The sequence below is a fragment of the Bradyrhizobium sp. INPA03-11B genome, from assembly GCF_040446015.1.
Taxonomy (GTDB): Bacteria; Pseudomonadota; Alphaproteobacteria; order Rhizobiales; family Xanthobacteraceae; genus Bradyrhizobium; species Bradyrhizobium macuxiense_A.
The window spans coordinates 1-15,444 of record NZ_JASGSR010000091.1 but is presented as its reverse complement, the minus strand read 5'-3'; the positions used below and the strand labels follow the sequence as shown (position 1 = coordinate 15,444).

The window sequence follows — 15,444 nt, the reverse complement described above, 5'->3', positions numbered from 1 at the left end:
CGCGTGTCCATTGCGCCAATGCATGAGATAGTCAAGATCAACTGGCGTGCAATTGCGATCTCAGAATGGCAGTCGTTCGATTTCGCGCAGAGGTTCAGCCACGACATCGTTAACACGTGGCGCTGCACGTAATTTACTTGCTGAGATCAGCACCGATCTGGCAATTAATTGCTACGAAAACCGCGGCGAAGGAAAAATGATCTCGTGGTCCTGATCAGCCAGCGAATCTTCCTGGAAACCATCAAAAAATATTGTCTGGCGCACGCGATTGCGGTCGAGGTGCGGTCAGGCGGCTGGCTGGTCATCATGACCAGGGGCAGCGAGCGGCGGCTCGCGATCGGCTACGACATCGGGCTGAACAGCGCGGTTGCGCATCAGGTCGCCAACGACAAGTCGGCCTGCGCCGAAGTGCTGACCTCGACTGGCGTATCAGCCATTCCGCATACGCTGTTTCTCGGCACCAAGCTCAGCAAGCACATCCCGGGATCGGACTCGCTGGACGCGATGCAGCGTCTGCTCGACGCGCATCCGCAGGGGCTCGTCGTCAAACCCAATGAGGGGACATCCGGCGAGCTCGTCTTCCGCGTCACGACGCGCATGCAGCTGGAGACCGCGGTGGCGCGCATCCTTGCCGCGCATCCGAGCCTTGCGATCTCGCCCTATGTCGCGATCGAGGACGAGGTGCGCGTGGTGCTGCTCGATACACGCGCACTGATCGTCTACGGCAAGACGCGCCCAATGGTGGTCGGCGACGGCATCCATTCACTCCGCGCGCTGGCGCAGGCGACCGCGACAGCCGAGCAGCTCAAGACCCTGACTGAGGATTTCGACACCGCCGCGCTCGACGCTATTCCGCCGGCCGGCGAACGGCTGCTGTTGAACTGGCGGCACAACCTCGATGCCGGTGCCGAGCCCGCGCTGCTCACCGATGCCGCGACACGCAACGCATGCACCGCGCTCGCGACCATGGCTGCGCAGGCCGTCGGCATCCGCTTCGCCTCCATCGACGTCGTGCGCGCTGATGGCGTGTGGAAAGTCCTCGAGGTGAATTCCGGCGTGAAGATGGAGGCGCTGGGCCGCCGCCATCCGGCGCTGGTCGAGGCGGCGTATTCCGCCGCACTGGACGCCGTGTTCGCGTAAGTTACGCGCCACGCGCTACAGCGCGAGCTCTCGCAGCAGCGCGGGTGGATAAACCGGCTTCGGAAAGAACTTGACGCCGTCAGGCAGAGCGCCGACCGAGGGCAGGCCTGAGATCACCATAACCCGCACGCCTGGATCGCAATCGAGGGCCAAACGTGCAAGCTCGATACCGCTCATTTTGCCCGTAAGCTTGACGTCGGTGACCACCAGCGACGGGTGACGCATCTTGATGGCCAGCGCCGCCGTCTCTGCGTCTTCGCATTGGATGACGTCGAAGTGACCTTCTTCCAGCAACAGCGCGATCATGTCGCGCTGGATCGTATCGTCTTCGACCACAATTGCGGTCTGCCGAACTAGCCTCGCGTAACCCATGGCAACCTCCAACGATCGACCACAGTCATCAACCTAAGTTAATGATCGAGAGCGCGTATGGTTCTGGTTCCAGACTCGATGACTGACTGTTCCGCCGGATGTTTGCAAGTTCCCTCCGGAACAACTTTCGAGGTTTCGGCGTCATTGATGTGCGGCGAGCCGAACGGCTCGGGCTCGAGGAAAGGAAGTCGTGCCAGGAGGCAAAACGCATGAAGAACGCTGGACAACCGGATCGGGAATTTGACGAACCTTCCAGGGCCGATGCGACGGCTGGCGCGCCAGACTATCCGTCCTCCCGACGACTGGTCGAAGATCAAGTCCTCGAACGTCATGCCCACGTCGTGCGGCGTCAGACGATGGAGCAAATGACGGCTGATCCGGTTGGCGCACGGCTACCGCACGACATCATTTCCGAAATGGAAGCAGCGCTGAAGCAGCAGGTCGATCGGCTTGTCGCGAAGCGGCATTAGCCGGCGAAGCGACGAGCTCGCAGACTTCAACAGCGCAATCTCGTTTGCCGATGATGCTCCAGAGATCGCGGCGCGTGGAAACTCGAAGCAAGATCCCCGCCGGATCGATGGAGTCTTGATGGGAGCGATCCTTGGACGCGCGATTTTCCAGGTCATGGTTGTTCTGGCGGCGGTCGGCATCGTCGCCCTCGCCTGCATGGCGGTCCACGGCGGCTATGCGCGGGCGGCGACGGCGCTTGCAGCAAAATTCACTCCGCCATTTTGATCCATTCAGCGGCTTGCTCCTTCCGCTCAAGGGAGTACGCTGATGGGTATTAATCGATCCGGATACAGATTTATGCGCAAACTCCTTTTGAGCTTCTTCGCCGCCACGGCGTTCGCCGCCGCCTTCAATCCACCGGCCGCCCACGCCGTGTTCTGGCGCGGCGTCACGGCCCCGACGAATATCGACATCCACGGATATCCGATCATTAAGGAACCACCGCCGAGCCCATGCCAGTTGATCCATGTGAATGGATACTGGGTGCGGCAGTGCCTGGATCTGCGGTATCGCCATTGGCGATGAACGAAGCCGCGCCGTACTTTCGACCTCTCCCACTTGGGGAGAGGTCGAAGTTCGAGACTAAAGCGTGATGAGATTAGGTTGAACCGGATCGGCAGCGGAGGTTCACCTCTCCCTTGGGAGAGGTCGGCGCGTCGCGCCGGGGTTACGGTCCCTCGTTAGAGCTGCGACCCTCACCCGATTTGCTTCGCGAATCGACCTCTCCCCAATGGGGCGAGGTAAAGCGAGCACGCAGCCAAACCGATTCGATCTAAATTCATCGCGCTCTAGTTCGCACCACCCGCGGAATCGTCGAGCGCCTTGAAGGCTTCTTCGAGCTGCGGTGACAGCGCCACGTTGAGCTTCTCGCCGGTCGGCAGGCGGGCGACGAACCATTTGTTGTAGAGCGGGACGATGTCGCGGTTCGAGGCGAGCTTGCGGAACGCGCGCTCGACCACGTCCTTCATCTGCGGCTCGCCCTTGCGGTACATGATGCCGTAGGGATCGTAGGACAGATAGTCGCCGGTGACGCGGAATTTGTCCTGCGACTTGTGCCGCGCGATCAGGCCGTAGAGCAGGATGTCGTCGGTCGCGAACGCATCCGCCTTGCCGTCCACCAGCGTCTGGTAGGACTGGTCGTGGTCGCCGGCGGTGACGATGTTGAGGCCGAGCGACAGCTTGGCGTCAACATTGTGCATGGCCTGCTCGTTGGTGGTGCCCTTGGTCACCACCACCGTCTTGCCCTTCAAATCGGCGACCTGGTTGACGCGAGAGGCCTTCGGCACCATCAGCTTGGTGCCGGCCACGAACATCAGCGGCGAGAATGCGACCTGCTTGCCGCGCTCCGCATTCGCCGTGGTCGATCCGCATTCGAGATCGATCTTCTTGTCGACGACCGCCGGAATACGGTCGTCGGAGGTGACCTTGACGTAGTCGATCTTGAGGTTGGCGTCGTCGACCTCGGCCGCGATCTCGTCGACGATCGCATCGCACAGCTCGAGGCTGTAGCCGATCGGCCGGTTGGAGTGGTCGAGGAACGAGAACGGCGGCGAGGCCTCGCGATAGCCGATCCGCACAGTATGCGTAGCCTTGATGTTGGCGAGCGTGGGGCTGAGCCCCTCGCCGCCGGCCGTCTGCCCAAAGGCCGGTGCTGCCAGCAGACATACTGCCAGCACCAACCCTTCAGCCCGGATCGGCCTCCAGCGGGCGCGATGCATGCATCCCTCCCGTCAATGGCCGGCCATCACGGCGCCGGGCACCGCATCCTGCGGCACCGCATCGTCGGGCCCGAGCTCGTGCTCGGCCTTCAGCTCGCCCTCCCACTTCGCGACCACGGCGGTGGCCAGCGAGTTGCCGATCACGTTGGTGGCGCTGCGGCCCATGTCGAGGAAGGTGTCGATGCCCATGATCATCAACAACCCGGCCTCGGGGATGCCGAACTGCGACAGCGTCGAGGCGATCACCACCAGCGACGCGCGCGGCACGCCGGCGACGCCCTTCGAGGTGATCATCAGCGTTGCCAGCATCGCGAGCTGCGTGCCGAGCGACATCTCGATGTGGTAGGTCTGCGCGATGAAGATGCTCGCGAAGGTGCAGTACATCATCGTGCCGTCGAGGTTGAAGGAATAGCCGAGCGGCAGCACGAAGGCCGAGATCCGCGAGGAGGCGCCGAACCGGTTCAGCCCCTCCAGCGTCTTCGGGTAGGCCGCCTCCGAGGAGGCGGTCGAGAACGCGATCATCAGGGGCTCGCGGATCAGCCGCAGCAGATGGCTGTAGCGTGGCCCGATCACGACGAAGCCGACCGCGACCAGGATGCCCCACAGGATCAGCAGCGACAGATAGAAGCCGCCCATGAAGACGATCAGCTTCCAGAGCACGCCGAGGCCGTTCTTCGACACCGTCGCCATGATCGCGGCCCACACCGCGATCGGCGCGAACAGCATCACGTAGGCGGTGACCTTGAGCATGATGTGCGCGAGGTCGTCGATCAGGCTCATGATCGGCTTGGCCCGCTCAGGCATGGCGCCGAGCGCGACCGCGAAGAACACGGCGAACACCACGATCTGCAGGATCTCGTTCTGCGCCATCGCATCCGCGATCGAGGTCGGGATCAGATGGGTCAGGAACTTCTCGATCGAGAAGGCCGAGACCGGCAGGCCGGTGGACTGGGTCTTGTCGGGCAGCGTGCCGGGGAAATTGGCGCCGGGCTGCAACAGATTGACCATCACGAGGCCGAGCAGCAGCGAAATGAAGGAGGCGGAGACGAACCAGCCCATGGTCTTGGCGAAGATGCGCCCGAGCTTGGCGCCGCTTCCCATATGGGCGATGCCGCCGACGAGAGTCGCAAACACGAGTGGCGCGATGATCATCTTGATCAGGCGCAGGAACAGCATGGCGATCAGGTTGACGTCGGCGGCGATCTCGGCGCGGCTGTCAGGAAAATAGTTGAAGACGATGGTCCCCATTGCGATGCCAAGGACCATCGCAAGCAGGATATACTGCGTAAACCTGTTCGACATTCTCTTACCCCCGTCAGTTCCCGGCGACGGGCAAGTGTGGCAGATTTACGCAGCTACGCAACACGCTTCGCGCCGAGCGGGACTTTGCCGATCTGTTCCCGTTGTGGAATGCCAGCGTGGGGACTAGCGTTCATGCAGCGCACAATCTGTGCACTGAGCTGCGCGCGTCGCAGTCAAACTGCATGCGAAACGACCAACGCGAGGGGGAGACACCACAATGAACGACACCGTCAATCGCCAGATCCTGCTAGTTGAGAAGCCGACCGGCAAGCTTGGCCCCGAGCATTTTCGTCTGACCAAGGGCACGGTCCCCGCGCCGAAGGAGGGCGAGGCGCTGGTGCGAACGCGCTACATCTCGCTCGACGCCGCCAACCGCGCCTGGATGCACGGCGCCACCTACCGCGCTGCGGTCGAAGCCAACACCGTGATGGCCGGCGGCAGCATCGCCGAAGTGGTGTCGTCGAACGACCCCGGCCTGAAGCCGGGCGATATCGTGTTCGGCGACACCGGCTGGCAGGATTACGCCGCCGTGCCGGCCAAGCACCTGGCGAAGATGCCGAAGCTCGAGCCGATGACGCATCTGCTCAGCGTCTACGGCGTCGCCGGCCTGACCGCCTATTTCGGCCTGCTCCATGTCGGCAAGCCGAAAGAGGGCGAGACCGTGGTGGTGTCGGCGGCCGCCGGATCGGTCGGCTCGATCGTCGGCCAGATCGCCAAGATCAAGGGCTGCCGGGTGGTCGGCATCGCCGGCGGCAAGGACAAGTGCCAATGGCTGACGTCGGAACTCGGCTTCGACGCCGCCGTCGACTACAAGGACGGCGCCACCTACAAGGCGCTGCGCGCCGCTGCACCGAAGGGCATCGACGTCTATTTCGACAATGTCGGCGGCGATATCCTGGAGGCCTGCCTGGCCCAGATGAACAACCGCGGCCGGATCGCCTGCTGCGGCGCGATCTCGCAGTATGACGGCGTGCCCTCGGCGCACGGCCCGCGCGGCGTGCCCGGCCTGATCGTGGTGAAGCGGCTCGTCATGCAGGGCTTCATCGTGATGGACTACATGGACCAGCGCGACGCCGCGCTCGCCGACCTGCAGTCCTGGGTCGCCTCGGGCAAGCTCAAGGTCCAGGAAGACGTCATCGACGGCATCGAGAACACCCCGCAGGCGCTGATCGGGCTCCTGGCCGGCGACAACCGCGGCAAGCGCATGGTGAAGGTGTAGCGGCGCGGATTCTGCCGATTCCGTCATCCTGAGGTGCGCGCCCTTGCGCGCCTCGAAGGATGCACGGCCCCGATGCAACGGCGCGGAGGCAGCCGGGCCGTTCGCCCTTCGAGGCTCGCTCCGCTCGCACCTCCAGCGACAACGGCGAAGCCGTTGCGCGGGGGTGACGGGGATGGATTGAGTGCGCGGGCCTAATGCACCGTGCCCGGCGCTTCCGCTGCAGCTTGCGGCCCCGCGGCCTTGCCCTTCTTCGCCTTGCGCCAGTTCTCGAAGTTCTGCACCACGACGAAGAACGCCGGCACGAACAGCACCGCGAGGCAGGTCGAGGCGATCATGCCGGAGAACACCGTGATGCCGATCGACTTGCGGGCGTTGGCGCCGGCGCCGGTCGCCAGCACCAGCGGCAGCACGCCGAGGATGAAGGCAAACGACGTCATCAGGATCGGCCGGAACCGGGCGCGGGCGGCGTCGATCGCCGAGTCCAGCACCGGCTTGCCGTCGCGGATGTGATGCTCGAGTGCGACCTCGACGATCAGGATCGCGTTCTTGGCCGACAGCGCGATCAGCAGGATGGTGCCGATCTGGGTGTAGAGATTGTTCTCGATCCGGAGCGAGGTCAGCACCAGCATCGGCCCGAGCAGCGACAGCGGCACCGCCAGGATCACCGAGATCGGCGCGTACCAGCTTTCATACTGTCCGGCGAGCACGAGGTAGACCAGGAGCAGCGCCAGCGCGAACACGAAGTAGATCTGGCTGCCGACCTCCTTCTCCTGGTACGACATCGCCGTCCACTCATAGCCGGTCCCCGGCGGCAGCGTCTTCGCGGCGATCTCCTCCATCAGCGTCATCGACTGGCCGGAACTGTAGCCCTGCGACGGCAGGCCGATGATGGTGGCCGACGGATAGAGATTGTAGAGGCTGATCAGCGACGGGCCGACCGACGGCGTGATGTTCGCCACCGTGCCGAGCGGGACCATGTCGCCGTTGCTGTTGCGCACCATCATGTTCTGGATGTCGCGCAGCGTCAGCCGGTATTGCGCATCGGCCTGAGTGTAGACCTGGAAGGTGCGGCCGAACTTGGTGAACTGGTTGACGTAGCTCGCGCCGAGATAGGACGACAGCGTCGAGAAGATCTGGTCGGTGGTGACGTGCAGGGTCTCGGTCTTGACGCGGTCGACCTGGACGTCGAACTGCGGCACCATCGAGCGGAACGACGACTGCACCCGCTGCAGCGCGCTTTGCGTCTGCGCGTTGCTGACGACGGCACCGGTCACCGCCTGCAGCTTGCCGTAGTCGGCGTTGCCGTCGCGCAGCTGCACCTGCATGGCAAAACCGGCGGCATTGCCGATGCCCTGGATCGGCGGCGGCGGGATCACCAGGATGCGCGCCTCCGGGATCACCGCGAGCCGGTCGTTGAGGCCGTAGACCAGCGAGCGCAGATCCTCGCCGGGGCCGCGCGAGTCCCAGTCCTTCAGGATCACATAGGCGACACCGGCATTAGCGAGGCTCGACGAATTGTCGAGCGCGGAGATGCCGGCGATGGCGACCACCTGCTCGACGCCCGGCGTCTTGCGAGCGATCTCGGTGACCTGGTCGAGCACGTGCTGGGTGCGATCGATCGCGGCGCCGTCGGGCAACTGCACCGCGGCCAGCAGGTAGCCCTGGTCCTCGATCGGGATGAAGCCGGTCGGCACCCGTGACAGTCCGTAGCCGGCAATTCCGATCAGGACCAGCGCGACGAGGACCGAGGTCTTGGCGTGGCCGGCAATGCCGCCGATGATCCGCGTGTAGCCCCGCTCGACGCGGTCATAGACCGCGTTGAAGCCGCGGTAGAAGAAATTGCGCTGCTCCGGCGGCACCGGCCGGCGCAGCCACAATGCGCATTGCGTCGGCTTCAGGGTCGCGGCGTTGACAGCGCTGAGCAGCGCGGTGGCCGCGATCACCAGCGCGAATTGCGCGTACATCCGGCCGGTCAGCCCCGGCAGGAAGGCCGCCGGCAGGAACACCGAGATCAGCACCAGGGTGATGCCGACGATCGGCGCGAACAATTCGTCCATCGCCTTGATTGCGGCGTCATGGCCGGACATGCCCTGCTCGATATTGTGCGCGGCGCCTTCGACCACCACGATGGCGTCGTCGACCACGATGCCGATCGCCAGCACGATCGCAAACAGCGTCGACAGGTTGATGGTGAAGCCGAGCGCCGCCATCGCCGCGAACGCGCCGATGATGGTGACCGGCACGGTGGTCGCAGGCACCAGCATCGCCCGCCAGTCCTGCAGGAACACCAGGATCACGACCAGCACCAGGAGGCCGGCCTCGATCAGCGTCCGGTAGACCTCGTTGATCGAGGCCTGGACGAATTTGGTGGTGTCGAACGGTGTGTCGTATTTGATGTCCTGCGGGAACTGCTTGGCGAGCTGCGCCACCTTCTTCTGCACTTCCTTCTCGACCTGCAGCGCGTTGGCGCCCGGCGACAGGAACACGCCGATGCCGGTGGCCGGCTTCTGGTTGAGCGAGAACACCTGGCTGTAGGTCTGCGCGCCGAGCTCGACCCAGCCGAGATCGCGGACCCGGATGACGTCGCCGACATTGCCGGTCTTGACGATGATGTTCTCGAACTGGCTCGCGTCATCGAGCCGGCCGTTGACGTTCAGCGTGTACTGGAACGCCTGCCCCTGCGGCGCCGGCGGCGCGCCGACCTGGCCGGCGGTGACCTGCTGGCTCTGCTGCTGGATCGCCTGGATGACGTCCTGCGGCATCAGCCCGCGCGCCTGCAGCTTGTTCGGATCGAGCCAGACCCGCATCGAATATTGCCCGGCGCCGAACACGGTGACGTTGCCGACGCCCGGCAGACGCGACAGCTCGTCGCGGATGTTGATGGTGGCATAGTTCGACAGGAACAGGCTGTCGTAGGTCTTGTTCGGCGAAGTCAGCGTCACGAACAGCAGGATCGAGGTCGAGCGCTTCTGTACCGTGACGCCCTGGTTCTGCACCGCGGTCGGCAGCTGCGACAGCGCCGAGGAGACGCGGTTCTGCACCAAGACCTGCGCGAAGTTGAGGTCAGTGCCGATCTTGAAGGTCACCGTCAGGGTGTAGGTGCCGTCGGCGCCGCTGTAGGACTGCATGTAGAGCATGTCCTCGACACCGTTGACCTGCTGCTCGATCGGCAGCGCCACGGTGTCGATCACGGTTTTTGCCGATGCGCCAGGATAGCGCGTCGTCACCTGCACGGTCGGCGGCACCACGTCGGGATACTGCGCGACCGCGAGATTGAACAGCGCGACGCCGCCGATCAGGATCATCAGGATCGCGATGACGTTGGAAAGGACCGGCCGCTCGATGAAGAATTTCGAGATCATGGCGCACCCCTCACTTGGCCGGTGCCGGAGTCGCGTCGCCCTTCTGCATCTGCGGATCGACCTTCTGGCCGGGGATCGCGCGCAGCAGCCCGGCGGTCACGATGCGGTCGTCGGCCTTCAGTCCGCTCTCGATGACGCGCAGGTCCTCGTCGATCTGACCGGTCGTCACCTTGCGCTGCTCGACCACATTGTCGGCATTGACGACCAGCACGTAGCGGCCGCTCTGGTCGCTGCCGATCGCAACGTCTGGCACCAGCAGCGCGTTGTCCTGCTTGGTGAAGGGCACGCGAACGCGAACGTAGAAGCCGGGCAACAGGACGCGATCGGGATTGGGTATCAAGCCACGAACCGCCAGTGTTCCGGTCGACTGGTTGAGTGTCGGAGACGCATAGTCGAGATTGCCTTTGTGCGGATAGCCGGTCTCGGTCTGCAGGCCGACCTCGACCGGCAACGACTTGAGGTCGTTCGCGGTCATGCCACGGCGACGCGCCTCGTCCCGCACCCGCTGCACGTCCTGTTCGTTGACGTTGAAGTTCACGTAGATCGGGTCGAGCTGCACGATGGTGGCGAGCTGGGTGGGCGAAGCCACGCCGACCAGTTCGCCGATCGAGACAAGATGGGTGCTGACGATGCCATCGAACGGTGCGGCCACGTTGGTGTAGCCGTAATTGACCGCGGCGATCTTGGTGTTGACCTGGGCCTGCTGCAGATTGGCCTGAGCGTTGTCCCGCGTCGATGTCGAGGTTTCCAGCGTCGCCTGCGAGACCGCCTGGCGCTGCACCAGATCCTGCTGCCGCTTGAAATCGGACTCGGCCTGCTTCACCGTCGCCTGCGCGCCGACCTCTGCGGCCTGCGCCTGCTCCAGCTTCAGCTTGTAGGTCTCCGGCTCGATCGTGAACAGAGTGGTCCCCTGCTTCACGAAGGAGCCATCCTGATAATTGATCGACTGCAGGAACCCCTGCACGCGCGCGACCAGATCGACGGTCTTGATCGGTGCGGTGTTTCCGGTGGCGTCCAGATAGCGCGTGATGGCGCGCTGCACCGGCGGCGCGACCTCGACCTTCGGTGGTGGCGGCGCAACAAAACTGTTTTGCTCGCAGGCACTTAAACTGACGAAGGCCGATACGACGCAGACGATGCGCGTCAGCGGCGCATTTCGCAGCCGCAAAAAACTGCTCCGATCGAAATGTGCCGACGCGCGCGCATGCCTCATTTCCGAGCCTCAGTTCAAATGACTTAACTCAAACGTGGTAGCCGGCAAAAAAATCAACCTGCGTCTTCCATAGCAACAATCCGCTTGCAGCGGAACTCGAAAGCGAAAATGATGCCGCTCGCGAAGGTTGTTACAGCAAGACATTTTAGAGCGCAGTTCAGTTGAGCCGGCGGCTTCCGGCGCAACGAGAGGATTTATTCAAATGATCAATGCGTTGACACGTGCAACGAAACTTTCCGCATGGCTCGCGCTTGCGGCATTCGTGAGTACCGCGCCGGCCTTGTCGCAGGCGCCGACCCAGGCGCAGCGCGACGCCATCAAGTCGCAATGCCGCAACGACTACATCGCGCATTGCTCCAGCGTGCCGCCCGGCGGCGAAGCGTCGCTGCAATGCTTGCAGAAGAACATGGCAAGCCTCGGCCCCGGCTGCGCCAGTGCCGTGAAGGCCGTGGAAGCGCCGGCCGCTGCGCCCGCGGCAGCCAAGACCGACGCGGCGAAGACCGAAGCGTCGCCTGCGGCGGCGACCAAGCCCGCGGCTGAGGCCGCGGCGCCGAAGGCGGCCGGGGCGCCGTCCAGCGCGCAGATCTCGGCGATCCGCAGCGCATGCCGCTCCGATTATCCCAAGGTCTGCGCGGGCGTGCCGACCGGCGGCGCACCGGCACTGCAGTGCCTGGAAAAGAACAAGGCGAAACTGTCGCCGGCTTGCGAAAAGGCGGTCGCTGCCGCGGGCGGCGGTGGCGCCGCGCCGGCCGCGGGTGCTGCGGCGACGGCCGCACCGGCTGCAGCGCCCGCGGCCGCGCCGGCGGTGATCATGCTGCGGCCGCTGCGGCCGCGCGAAGAGCTGTTCGTGCTGCGCTCGGCCTGCGGCGCCGACGTCCGCTCCGTTTGCGGCGGTGTCCAGCCCGGCGGCGGACGGATCGTGCAATGCCTGGCGACCAATGCCGGCTCGCTCTCGCCGGCGTGCCGCGAGGTGCTGGCGCCGTTCGCGGCGCGATAATCCTGTTGTCACGCGACTGACCGAAAGGGAGCGAACATGCTGCGTATTGTCCTGACCGCCGCGCTGCTTTGCGGTTCGACCGCGGTCTACGCCCAGGAGCTAACCAACGCACAACGCGACGCGTGCATGGGCGACTATCAGAAGTTCTGCAAAAGCGTGACGCCCGGCGGCGGGCGCATCATCGCCTGTCTCGCCAAGGAAAGCGACAAGCTGACGCCCGCCTGCAAGAAGGTGCTGGCAGAAGCTGAGAAGAAATAACCGCACAAGCGGAGGCGACATGTGCCTGGCGAGTGCCGGGCACGAAGCCGCAGCACCTTGTTGTCACCCAAAGGCCAACCATACCTCACTCCGGGAGAGGGAATATCATGCGCTCATTATTGCTGATCGCTGCGGCCCTGCTGTCCTTTGCCGCGACCATGACCTTCGAGTCCTCCGACGCCAACGCCGTGGTGTGCGGGCGCGGCCCCTATCGTGCCGGATGCGCCGGCCATCGCGGCGCGGTCGTCGTCCGCAAGCCCGTCGTTGCCGGCTGCCGCTGGGTATGGGTCGGCGGGGTCAAGGTCCGCCGCTGCTACTGAACTTTTCGGCTCCACGCGGATAAGCATGATCCGGAAATGTGCGAAGCGGTTTTCCGAAAAGATCATGCTGAACAGGAATCTAGCGCGCGATGAGGGTTTAACCCATCGCGCTTTGGCCACCGCGCGCATTTTCCCTCTGGCGTTCCCGCCAGAGGGCGACTAGTCTGGACCCAAATTGTAAGTACACTGTCAATCTGGGAGGCAGACGTTGCGGATCGCCGTGATTGGCGGAGGGCCCGGCGGGCTCTATTTCGCCTATCTGTGGAAGAAGCGTCATCCCGACGCCGAAATCGATCTGTTCGAGCAGAACGCCGCCGGCGCCACCTGGGGCTTCGGCGTCGTGTTCTCCGAGCAGGCGCTGGACTTCCTGCGCGCCGACGACCCCGAGACGGTCGACGCCATTACGCCGCGGATGGAGAGCTGGAAGAACATCACCCTCAATCTGCGCGGCGAGAGCGTCGAGATCGACGGCGTCGGCTTCTCCTCGATCGGCCGGCTGGCGCTGCTGACGATCCTGCAGGAGCGCGTGCGCAGCACGGGCGTCACACCGCGCTTCGACACCGTGGTGCAATCGGTCGACGAGCTCAGCGGCTACGACCTGATCGTCGCCGCCGACGGGCTGAACTCGATGGTCCGTCGCGGCCATGAGGCCGCGTTCGGCGCGTCGGTCTCGCAATCCTCCAACAAGTTCGCCTGGTACGGCACCACCAAGACCTTCGCGACGCTGTCGCAGACCTTCGTGGCGACCGACCGCGGCAGCTTCAATGCCCATCACTACCGCTATGCGAAGGACATGAGCACCTTCCTGGTCGAATGCGACGCGGCGACCTGGGCGGCATACGGCTTCGCCGACAAGAGCATCGAGGAATCGCAGGCGATCTGCGAAGACGTGTTCGCCGCGACGCTCGACGGCCACAAACTGATCTCGAACAAGTCGGTGTGGCGCAACTTCCCGTGGATCTGGAACGAACGCTGGTCGCACGGCAACATGGTGCTGATCGGCGACGCGCTGCATTCGGCGCATTTCTCGATCGGCTCGGGCACGCGGCTGGCGATCGAGGATGCGATCGCGTTGACCAAGGCGCTGGAGACCGAGACCGGCATTGCCGCCGCGCTGGCCCGCTACGAGGCCGAGCGCAAGCCGATCGTGAAGAAGCTCGTCACCGCGGCGCGGACCAGTGCCGACTGGTACGAGCATTTCCCCGCGCACATGAAGCACGATCTGATGGATTTCGCCTACAGCTACATCACCCGCTCCGGCCGGATCGACGACGCGCGGTTGCGCGCGATGTCGCCCGCCTTCATGGCCCGTTACGAAGCCGCAAAGGGACGCTCATGACTGGGATCGCCGACCAGGTTCCGCTGGATAGTCCCGGTGCGCGCGAGATCGGCTTTACGATCCCCGAGCGCTACAATGCGAGCTCCATCCTGTTCGACAATCTCGGCAACGGCAATGCCGAACGGCTGGCGCTGACCGGCCCGGCCGGCACGCGGACCTATCGCGAGCTCTGTGCTGACGCTGCACGCTGGGGCCACGCCTTCCAGTCGCTCGGACTTAAGCGCGGCGACCGCGTGCTGCTGTTCCTCGACGACACCCCCGCCTATCCGGCAGCATTTTTCGGTGCGGTCCGGGCCGGCTTCGTGCCGCTCCTGATCAACACGCTGACGACGCCGGAGCTGCTGCAATTCTATCTGTCCGACGCCGGCGCGCAGGTCGCCGTCACCGACGCCGAGTTCTGTTCGCGCTTCAACGCCGAGGCCTGCAAGGGCACGCCGCTGCGCACGCTGGTCGTGGTCAACGGCACAGCGGGCGACCATGCGGTCGCCGAGACACGCAACGCAGGCGAATGGCTGCAGGGATTTCCGACCGAGCTCGACGCGGCCGACACCCACCGCAACGAGATGGCGTTCTGGATGTATTCGTCGGGCTCGACCGGCCGTCCCAAGGGTATCGTGCATCTGCAGCACGACATGGCCTATAGCGAGCGCGCCTTTGCCCGCAACGTGCTCAAGCTTTCGCCCGGCGACATCTGCTTCTCGGTGCCGAAGATCTTCTTCGCCTACGGCTTCGGCAATTCGATCACGTTTCCCTTCTCGGTCGGCGCCGCGACGTTGCTGCTGCCGGGCCAGCCGAAGCCGGCCGCGATCTTCGCGGCGATCGGGCAATATCGGCCGACGGTGTTTTTCGGTCTGCCGACGCTCTACATCACCCTGACCAAGGCCGAAGGCGCCGACGCTGCCGACTTCTCCTCGCTGCGGATGGCGGTCTCCGCCGCCGAAGTGCTGTCGGCCGATGTGTTCAACGGCTGGAAGCGCCTCACCGGGCTCGAGATCATCGAGGGCCTCGGCTCGACCGAGGTGCTGCACGTCTATCTCAGCAACCGCGCGGAGCAGAAGAAGCTCGGCGCAGCGGGCCTGCGCGTGCCCGGCTATGAGATCATGCTGCGCGACAGCGACGGCCGCGAGGTCGGCGACGATGAGGAAGGCATTTTGTGGGTGCGCGGCGATTCCGCAACGCCGCTGTACTGGAACCGGCCGGACAAGACCGCCGAGACCGTGCGCGAGGACGGCTGGATCTACACCGGCGACCGCTTCATGCGCGACAGCGACGGCTTCCACTTCTTCCGCGGCCGGGCCGACGACCTGATCAAGATCTCCGGCCAATGGGTCTATCCGCTGGAGGTCGAGCTCTGCCTCGCCGACCACCCCGACGTCCGCGAATGCGCGGTCTACGCCGCCGAATTGCCCGACCGCCGCATGACGCTGCGCGCCGTGGTGGTGATGAACAAGAGCGGTTTCGACGCGGCCGAAGCAACGCGGCGGTTGCAGGACTACGTAAAGGCAAAGCTCTTGCCCTACAAATACCCGCGCGAGGTGAAGTTCATCGAGGAGCTGCCGAAGACCGGCACCGGCAAGATCGACCGGCAAGCGGTGATGCGGATGTGATGCTCAGCCGGAGAAATCGCGCGCGTTGCGGCCCGTTTCCAAATCCCAACCGTCTCGCCCGGGGCCACCCCTCTCCCCACCTGTCTC

The 15,444-nt window shown here is 64.5% G+C and carries 15 protein-coding genes; 10 read left to right on the top strand and 5 right to left on the bottom strand.

Features of this window, described 5'->3' with window-relative positions; genetic code table 11:
- Positions 1-204 precede the first annotated feature (204 nt).
- Complete coding sequence (locus QMZ05_RS29510) at positions 205-1,140, top strand: RimK-like protein (RefSeq protein ID WP_353703954.1); 936 nt, start codon at positions 205-207, stop codon at positions 1,138-1,140.
- Between the two features lie 15 nt (positions 1,141-1,155).
- Here the strand turns inward: QMZ05_RS29510 and QMZ05_RS29505 are convergent, their stop codons facing one another.
- Positions 1,156-1,512, bottom strand: a complete 357-nt coding sequence (locus QMZ05_RS29505; RefSeq protein WP_353703953.1) for a response regulator — start codon at positions 1,510-1,512, stop codon at positions 1,156-1,158.
- Between the two features lie 209 nt (positions 1,513-1,721).
- Between QMZ05_RS29505 and QMZ05_RS29500 the strand changes: the two genes are divergently transcribed.
- The 3 genes from QMZ05_RS29500 to QMZ05_RS29490 all read left to right on the top strand — a co-directional run bounded on the left by QMZ05_RS29500 (position 1,722) and on the right by QMZ05_RS29490 (position 2,547).
- Complete coding sequence (locus QMZ05_RS29500; RefSeq protein WP_353703952.1) at positions 1,722-1,982, top strand: hypothetical protein; 261 nt, start codon at positions 1,722-1,724, stop codon at positions 1,980-1,982.
- A 118-nt stretch (positions 1,983-2,100) separates the two neighbouring features.
- Positions 2,101-2,247, top strand: coding sequence for a hypothetical protein (locus QMZ05_RS29495; RefSeq protein ID WP_168193483.1), 147 nt, complete (start codon positions 2,101-2,103; stop codon positions 2,245-2,247).
- A 72-nt stretch (positions 2,248-2,319) separates the two neighbouring features.
- Positions 2,320-2,547: a hypothetical protein gene (locus QMZ05_RS29490; RefSeq protein WP_353703951.1), complete on the top strand. Its 228-nt coding sequence runs from the start codon at positions 2,320-2,322 to the stop codon at positions 2,545-2,547.
- A 263-nt stretch (positions 2,548-2,810) separates the two neighbouring features.
- Here the strand turns inward: QMZ05_RS29490 and QMZ05_RS29485 are convergent, their stop codons facing one another.
- Together QMZ05_RS29485 and QMZ05_RS29480 are read right to left on the bottom strand one after the other, a co-directional pair.
- Positions 2,811-3,740: an amino acid ABC transporter substrate-binding protein gene (locus tag QMZ05_RS29485; RefSeq protein WP_353703950.1), complete on the bottom strand. Its 930-nt coding sequence runs from the start codon at positions 3,738-3,740 to the stop codon at positions 2,811-2,813.
- Between the two features lie 12 nt (positions 3,741-3,752).
- Positions 3,753-5,042: a dicarboxylate/amino acid:cation symporter gene (locus QMZ05_RS29480; RefSeq protein ID WP_353703949.1), complete on the bottom strand. Its 1,290-nt coding sequence runs from the start codon at positions 5,040-5,042 to the stop codon at positions 3,753-3,755.
- A 217-nt stretch (positions 5,043-5,259) separates the two neighbouring features.
- On the opposite strand from QMZ05_RS29480, the gene QMZ05_RS29475 reads away from it, so the two are divergent.
- Positions 5,260-6,261: an NADP-dependent oxidoreductase gene (locus QMZ05_RS29475; protein ID WP_353703948.1), complete on the top strand. Its 1,002-nt coding sequence runs from the start codon at positions 5,260-5,262 to the stop codon at positions 6,259-6,261.
- Between the two features lie 191 nt (positions 6,262-6,452).
- On the opposite strand, the gene QMZ05_RS29470 is transcribed toward QMZ05_RS29475, so the two are convergent.
- Together QMZ05_RS29470 and QMZ05_RS29465 are read right to left on the bottom strand one after the other, a co-directional pair.
- Complete coding sequence (locus QMZ05_RS29470) at positions 6,453-9,623, bottom strand: multidrug efflux RND transporter permease subunit (RefSeq protein WP_353703947.1); 3,171 nt, start codon at positions 9,621-9,623, stop codon at positions 6,453-6,455.
- A 10-nt stretch (positions 9,624-9,633) separates the two neighbouring features.
- Positions 9,634-10,791 (bottom strand): efflux RND transporter periplasmic adaptor subunit, encoded by a 1,158-nt coding sequence (locus QMZ05_RS29465; protein WP_353703946.1) that lies wholly within the window; start codon positions 10,789-10,791, stop codon positions 9,634-9,636.
- 247 nt (positions 10,792-11,038) lie between these two features.
- Here QMZ05_RS29465 and QMZ05_RS29460 point away from each other — a divergent pair, with 247 nt between their 5' ends.
- The 5 genes from QMZ05_RS29460 to QMZ05_RS29440 all read left to right on the top strand — a co-directional run bounded on the left by QMZ05_RS29460 (position 11,039) and on the right by QMZ05_RS29440 (position 15,357).
- Positions 11,039-11,833 carry a cysteine rich repeat-containing protein gene (locus tag QMZ05_RS29460; RefSeq protein ID WP_353703945.1) on the top strand — a complete coding sequence of 265 codons (795 nt, stop codon included), beginning with the start codon at positions 11,039-11,041 and terminating at the stop codon, positions 11,831-11,833.
- 36 nt (positions 11,834-11,869) lie between these two features.
- Entirely contained in the window at positions 11,870-12,091 is a 222-nt protein-coding gene (locus QMZ05_RS29455; protein WP_212012804.1) for a cysteine rich repeat-containing protein, read from the top strand.
- A 107-nt stretch (positions 12,092-12,198) separates the two neighbouring features.
- Entirely contained in the window at positions 12,199-12,411 is a 213-nt protein-coding gene (locus tag QMZ05_RS29450; RefSeq protein WP_229169023.1) for a hypothetical protein, read from the top strand.
- A 208-nt stretch (positions 12,412-12,619) separates the two neighbouring features.
- Entirely contained in the window at positions 12,620-13,750 is a 1,131-nt protein-coding gene (locus QMZ05_RS29445; protein WP_353703944.1) for an FAD-dependent monooxygenase, read from the top strand.
- The gene (locus QMZ05_RS29440; RefSeq protein WP_353703943.1) at positions 13,747-15,357 is read left to right on the top strand and encodes a benzoate-CoA ligase family protein; all 1,611 of its coding nucleotides are present in this window, start codon (positions 13,747-13,749) and stop codon (positions 15,355-15,357) included. The genes QMZ05_RS29445 and QMZ05_RS29440 overlap by 4 nt, the downstream gene beginning before the upstream one ends.
- Positions 15,358-15,444: the final 87 nt, after the last annotated feature.

What these genes read in the sequence shown, in the direction of transcription:
- QMZ05_RS29505 (WP_353703953.1), bottom strand. Translation starts at nt 1,512, where the DNA reads ATGGGTTACGCGAGGCTAGTTCGGCAGACCGCAATTGTGGTCGAAGAC.
- QMZ05_RS29470 (WP_353703947.1), bottom strand. Translation starts at nt 9,623, where the DNA reads ATGATCTCGAAATTCTTCATCGAGCGGCCGGTCCTTTCCAACGTCATC.
- QMZ05_RS29455 (WP_212012804.1), top strand. Translation starts at nt 11,870, where the DNA reads ATGCTGCGTATTGTCCTGACCGCCGCGCTGCTTTGCGGTTCGACCGCG.
- QMZ05_RS29490 (WP_353703951.1), top strand. Translation starts at nt 2,320, where the DNA reads ATGCGCAAACTCCTTTTGAGCTTCTTCGCCGCCACGGCGTTCGCCGCC.
- QMZ05_RS29440 (WP_353703943.1), top strand. Translation starts at nt 13,747, where the DNA reads ATGACTGGGATCGCCGACCAGGTTCCGCTGGATAGTCCCGGTGCGCGC.
- QMZ05_RS29460 (WP_353703945.1), top strand. Translation starts at nt 11,039, where the DNA reads ATGATCAATGCGTTGACACGTGCAACGAAACTTTCCGCATGGCTCGCG.
- QMZ05_RS29500 (WP_353703952.1), top strand. Translation starts at nt 1,722, where the DNA reads ATGAAGAACGCTGGACAACCGGATCGGGAATTTGACGAACCTTCCAGG.
- QMZ05_RS29495 (WP_168193483.1), top strand. Translation starts at nt 2,101, where the DNA reads ATGGGAGCGATCCTTGGACGCGCGATTTTCCAGGTCATGGTTGTTCTG.
- QMZ05_RS29475 (WP_353703948.1), top strand. Translation starts at nt 5,260, where the DNA reads ATGAACGACACCGTCAATCGCCAGATCCTGCTAGTTGAGAAGCCGACC.
- QMZ05_RS29480 (WP_353703949.1), bottom strand. Translation starts at nt 5,042, where the DNA reads ATGTCGAACAGGTTTACGCAGTATATCCTGCTTGCGATGGTCCTTGGC.
- QMZ05_RS29485 (WP_353703950.1), bottom strand. Translation starts at nt 3,740, where the DNA reads ATGCATCGCGCCCGCTGGAGGCCGATCCGGGCTGAAGGGTTGGTGCTG.
- QMZ05_RS29450 (WP_229169023.1), top strand. Translation starts at nt 12,199, where the DNA reads ATGCGCTCATTATTGCTGATCGCTGCGGCCCTGCTGTCCTTTGCCGCG.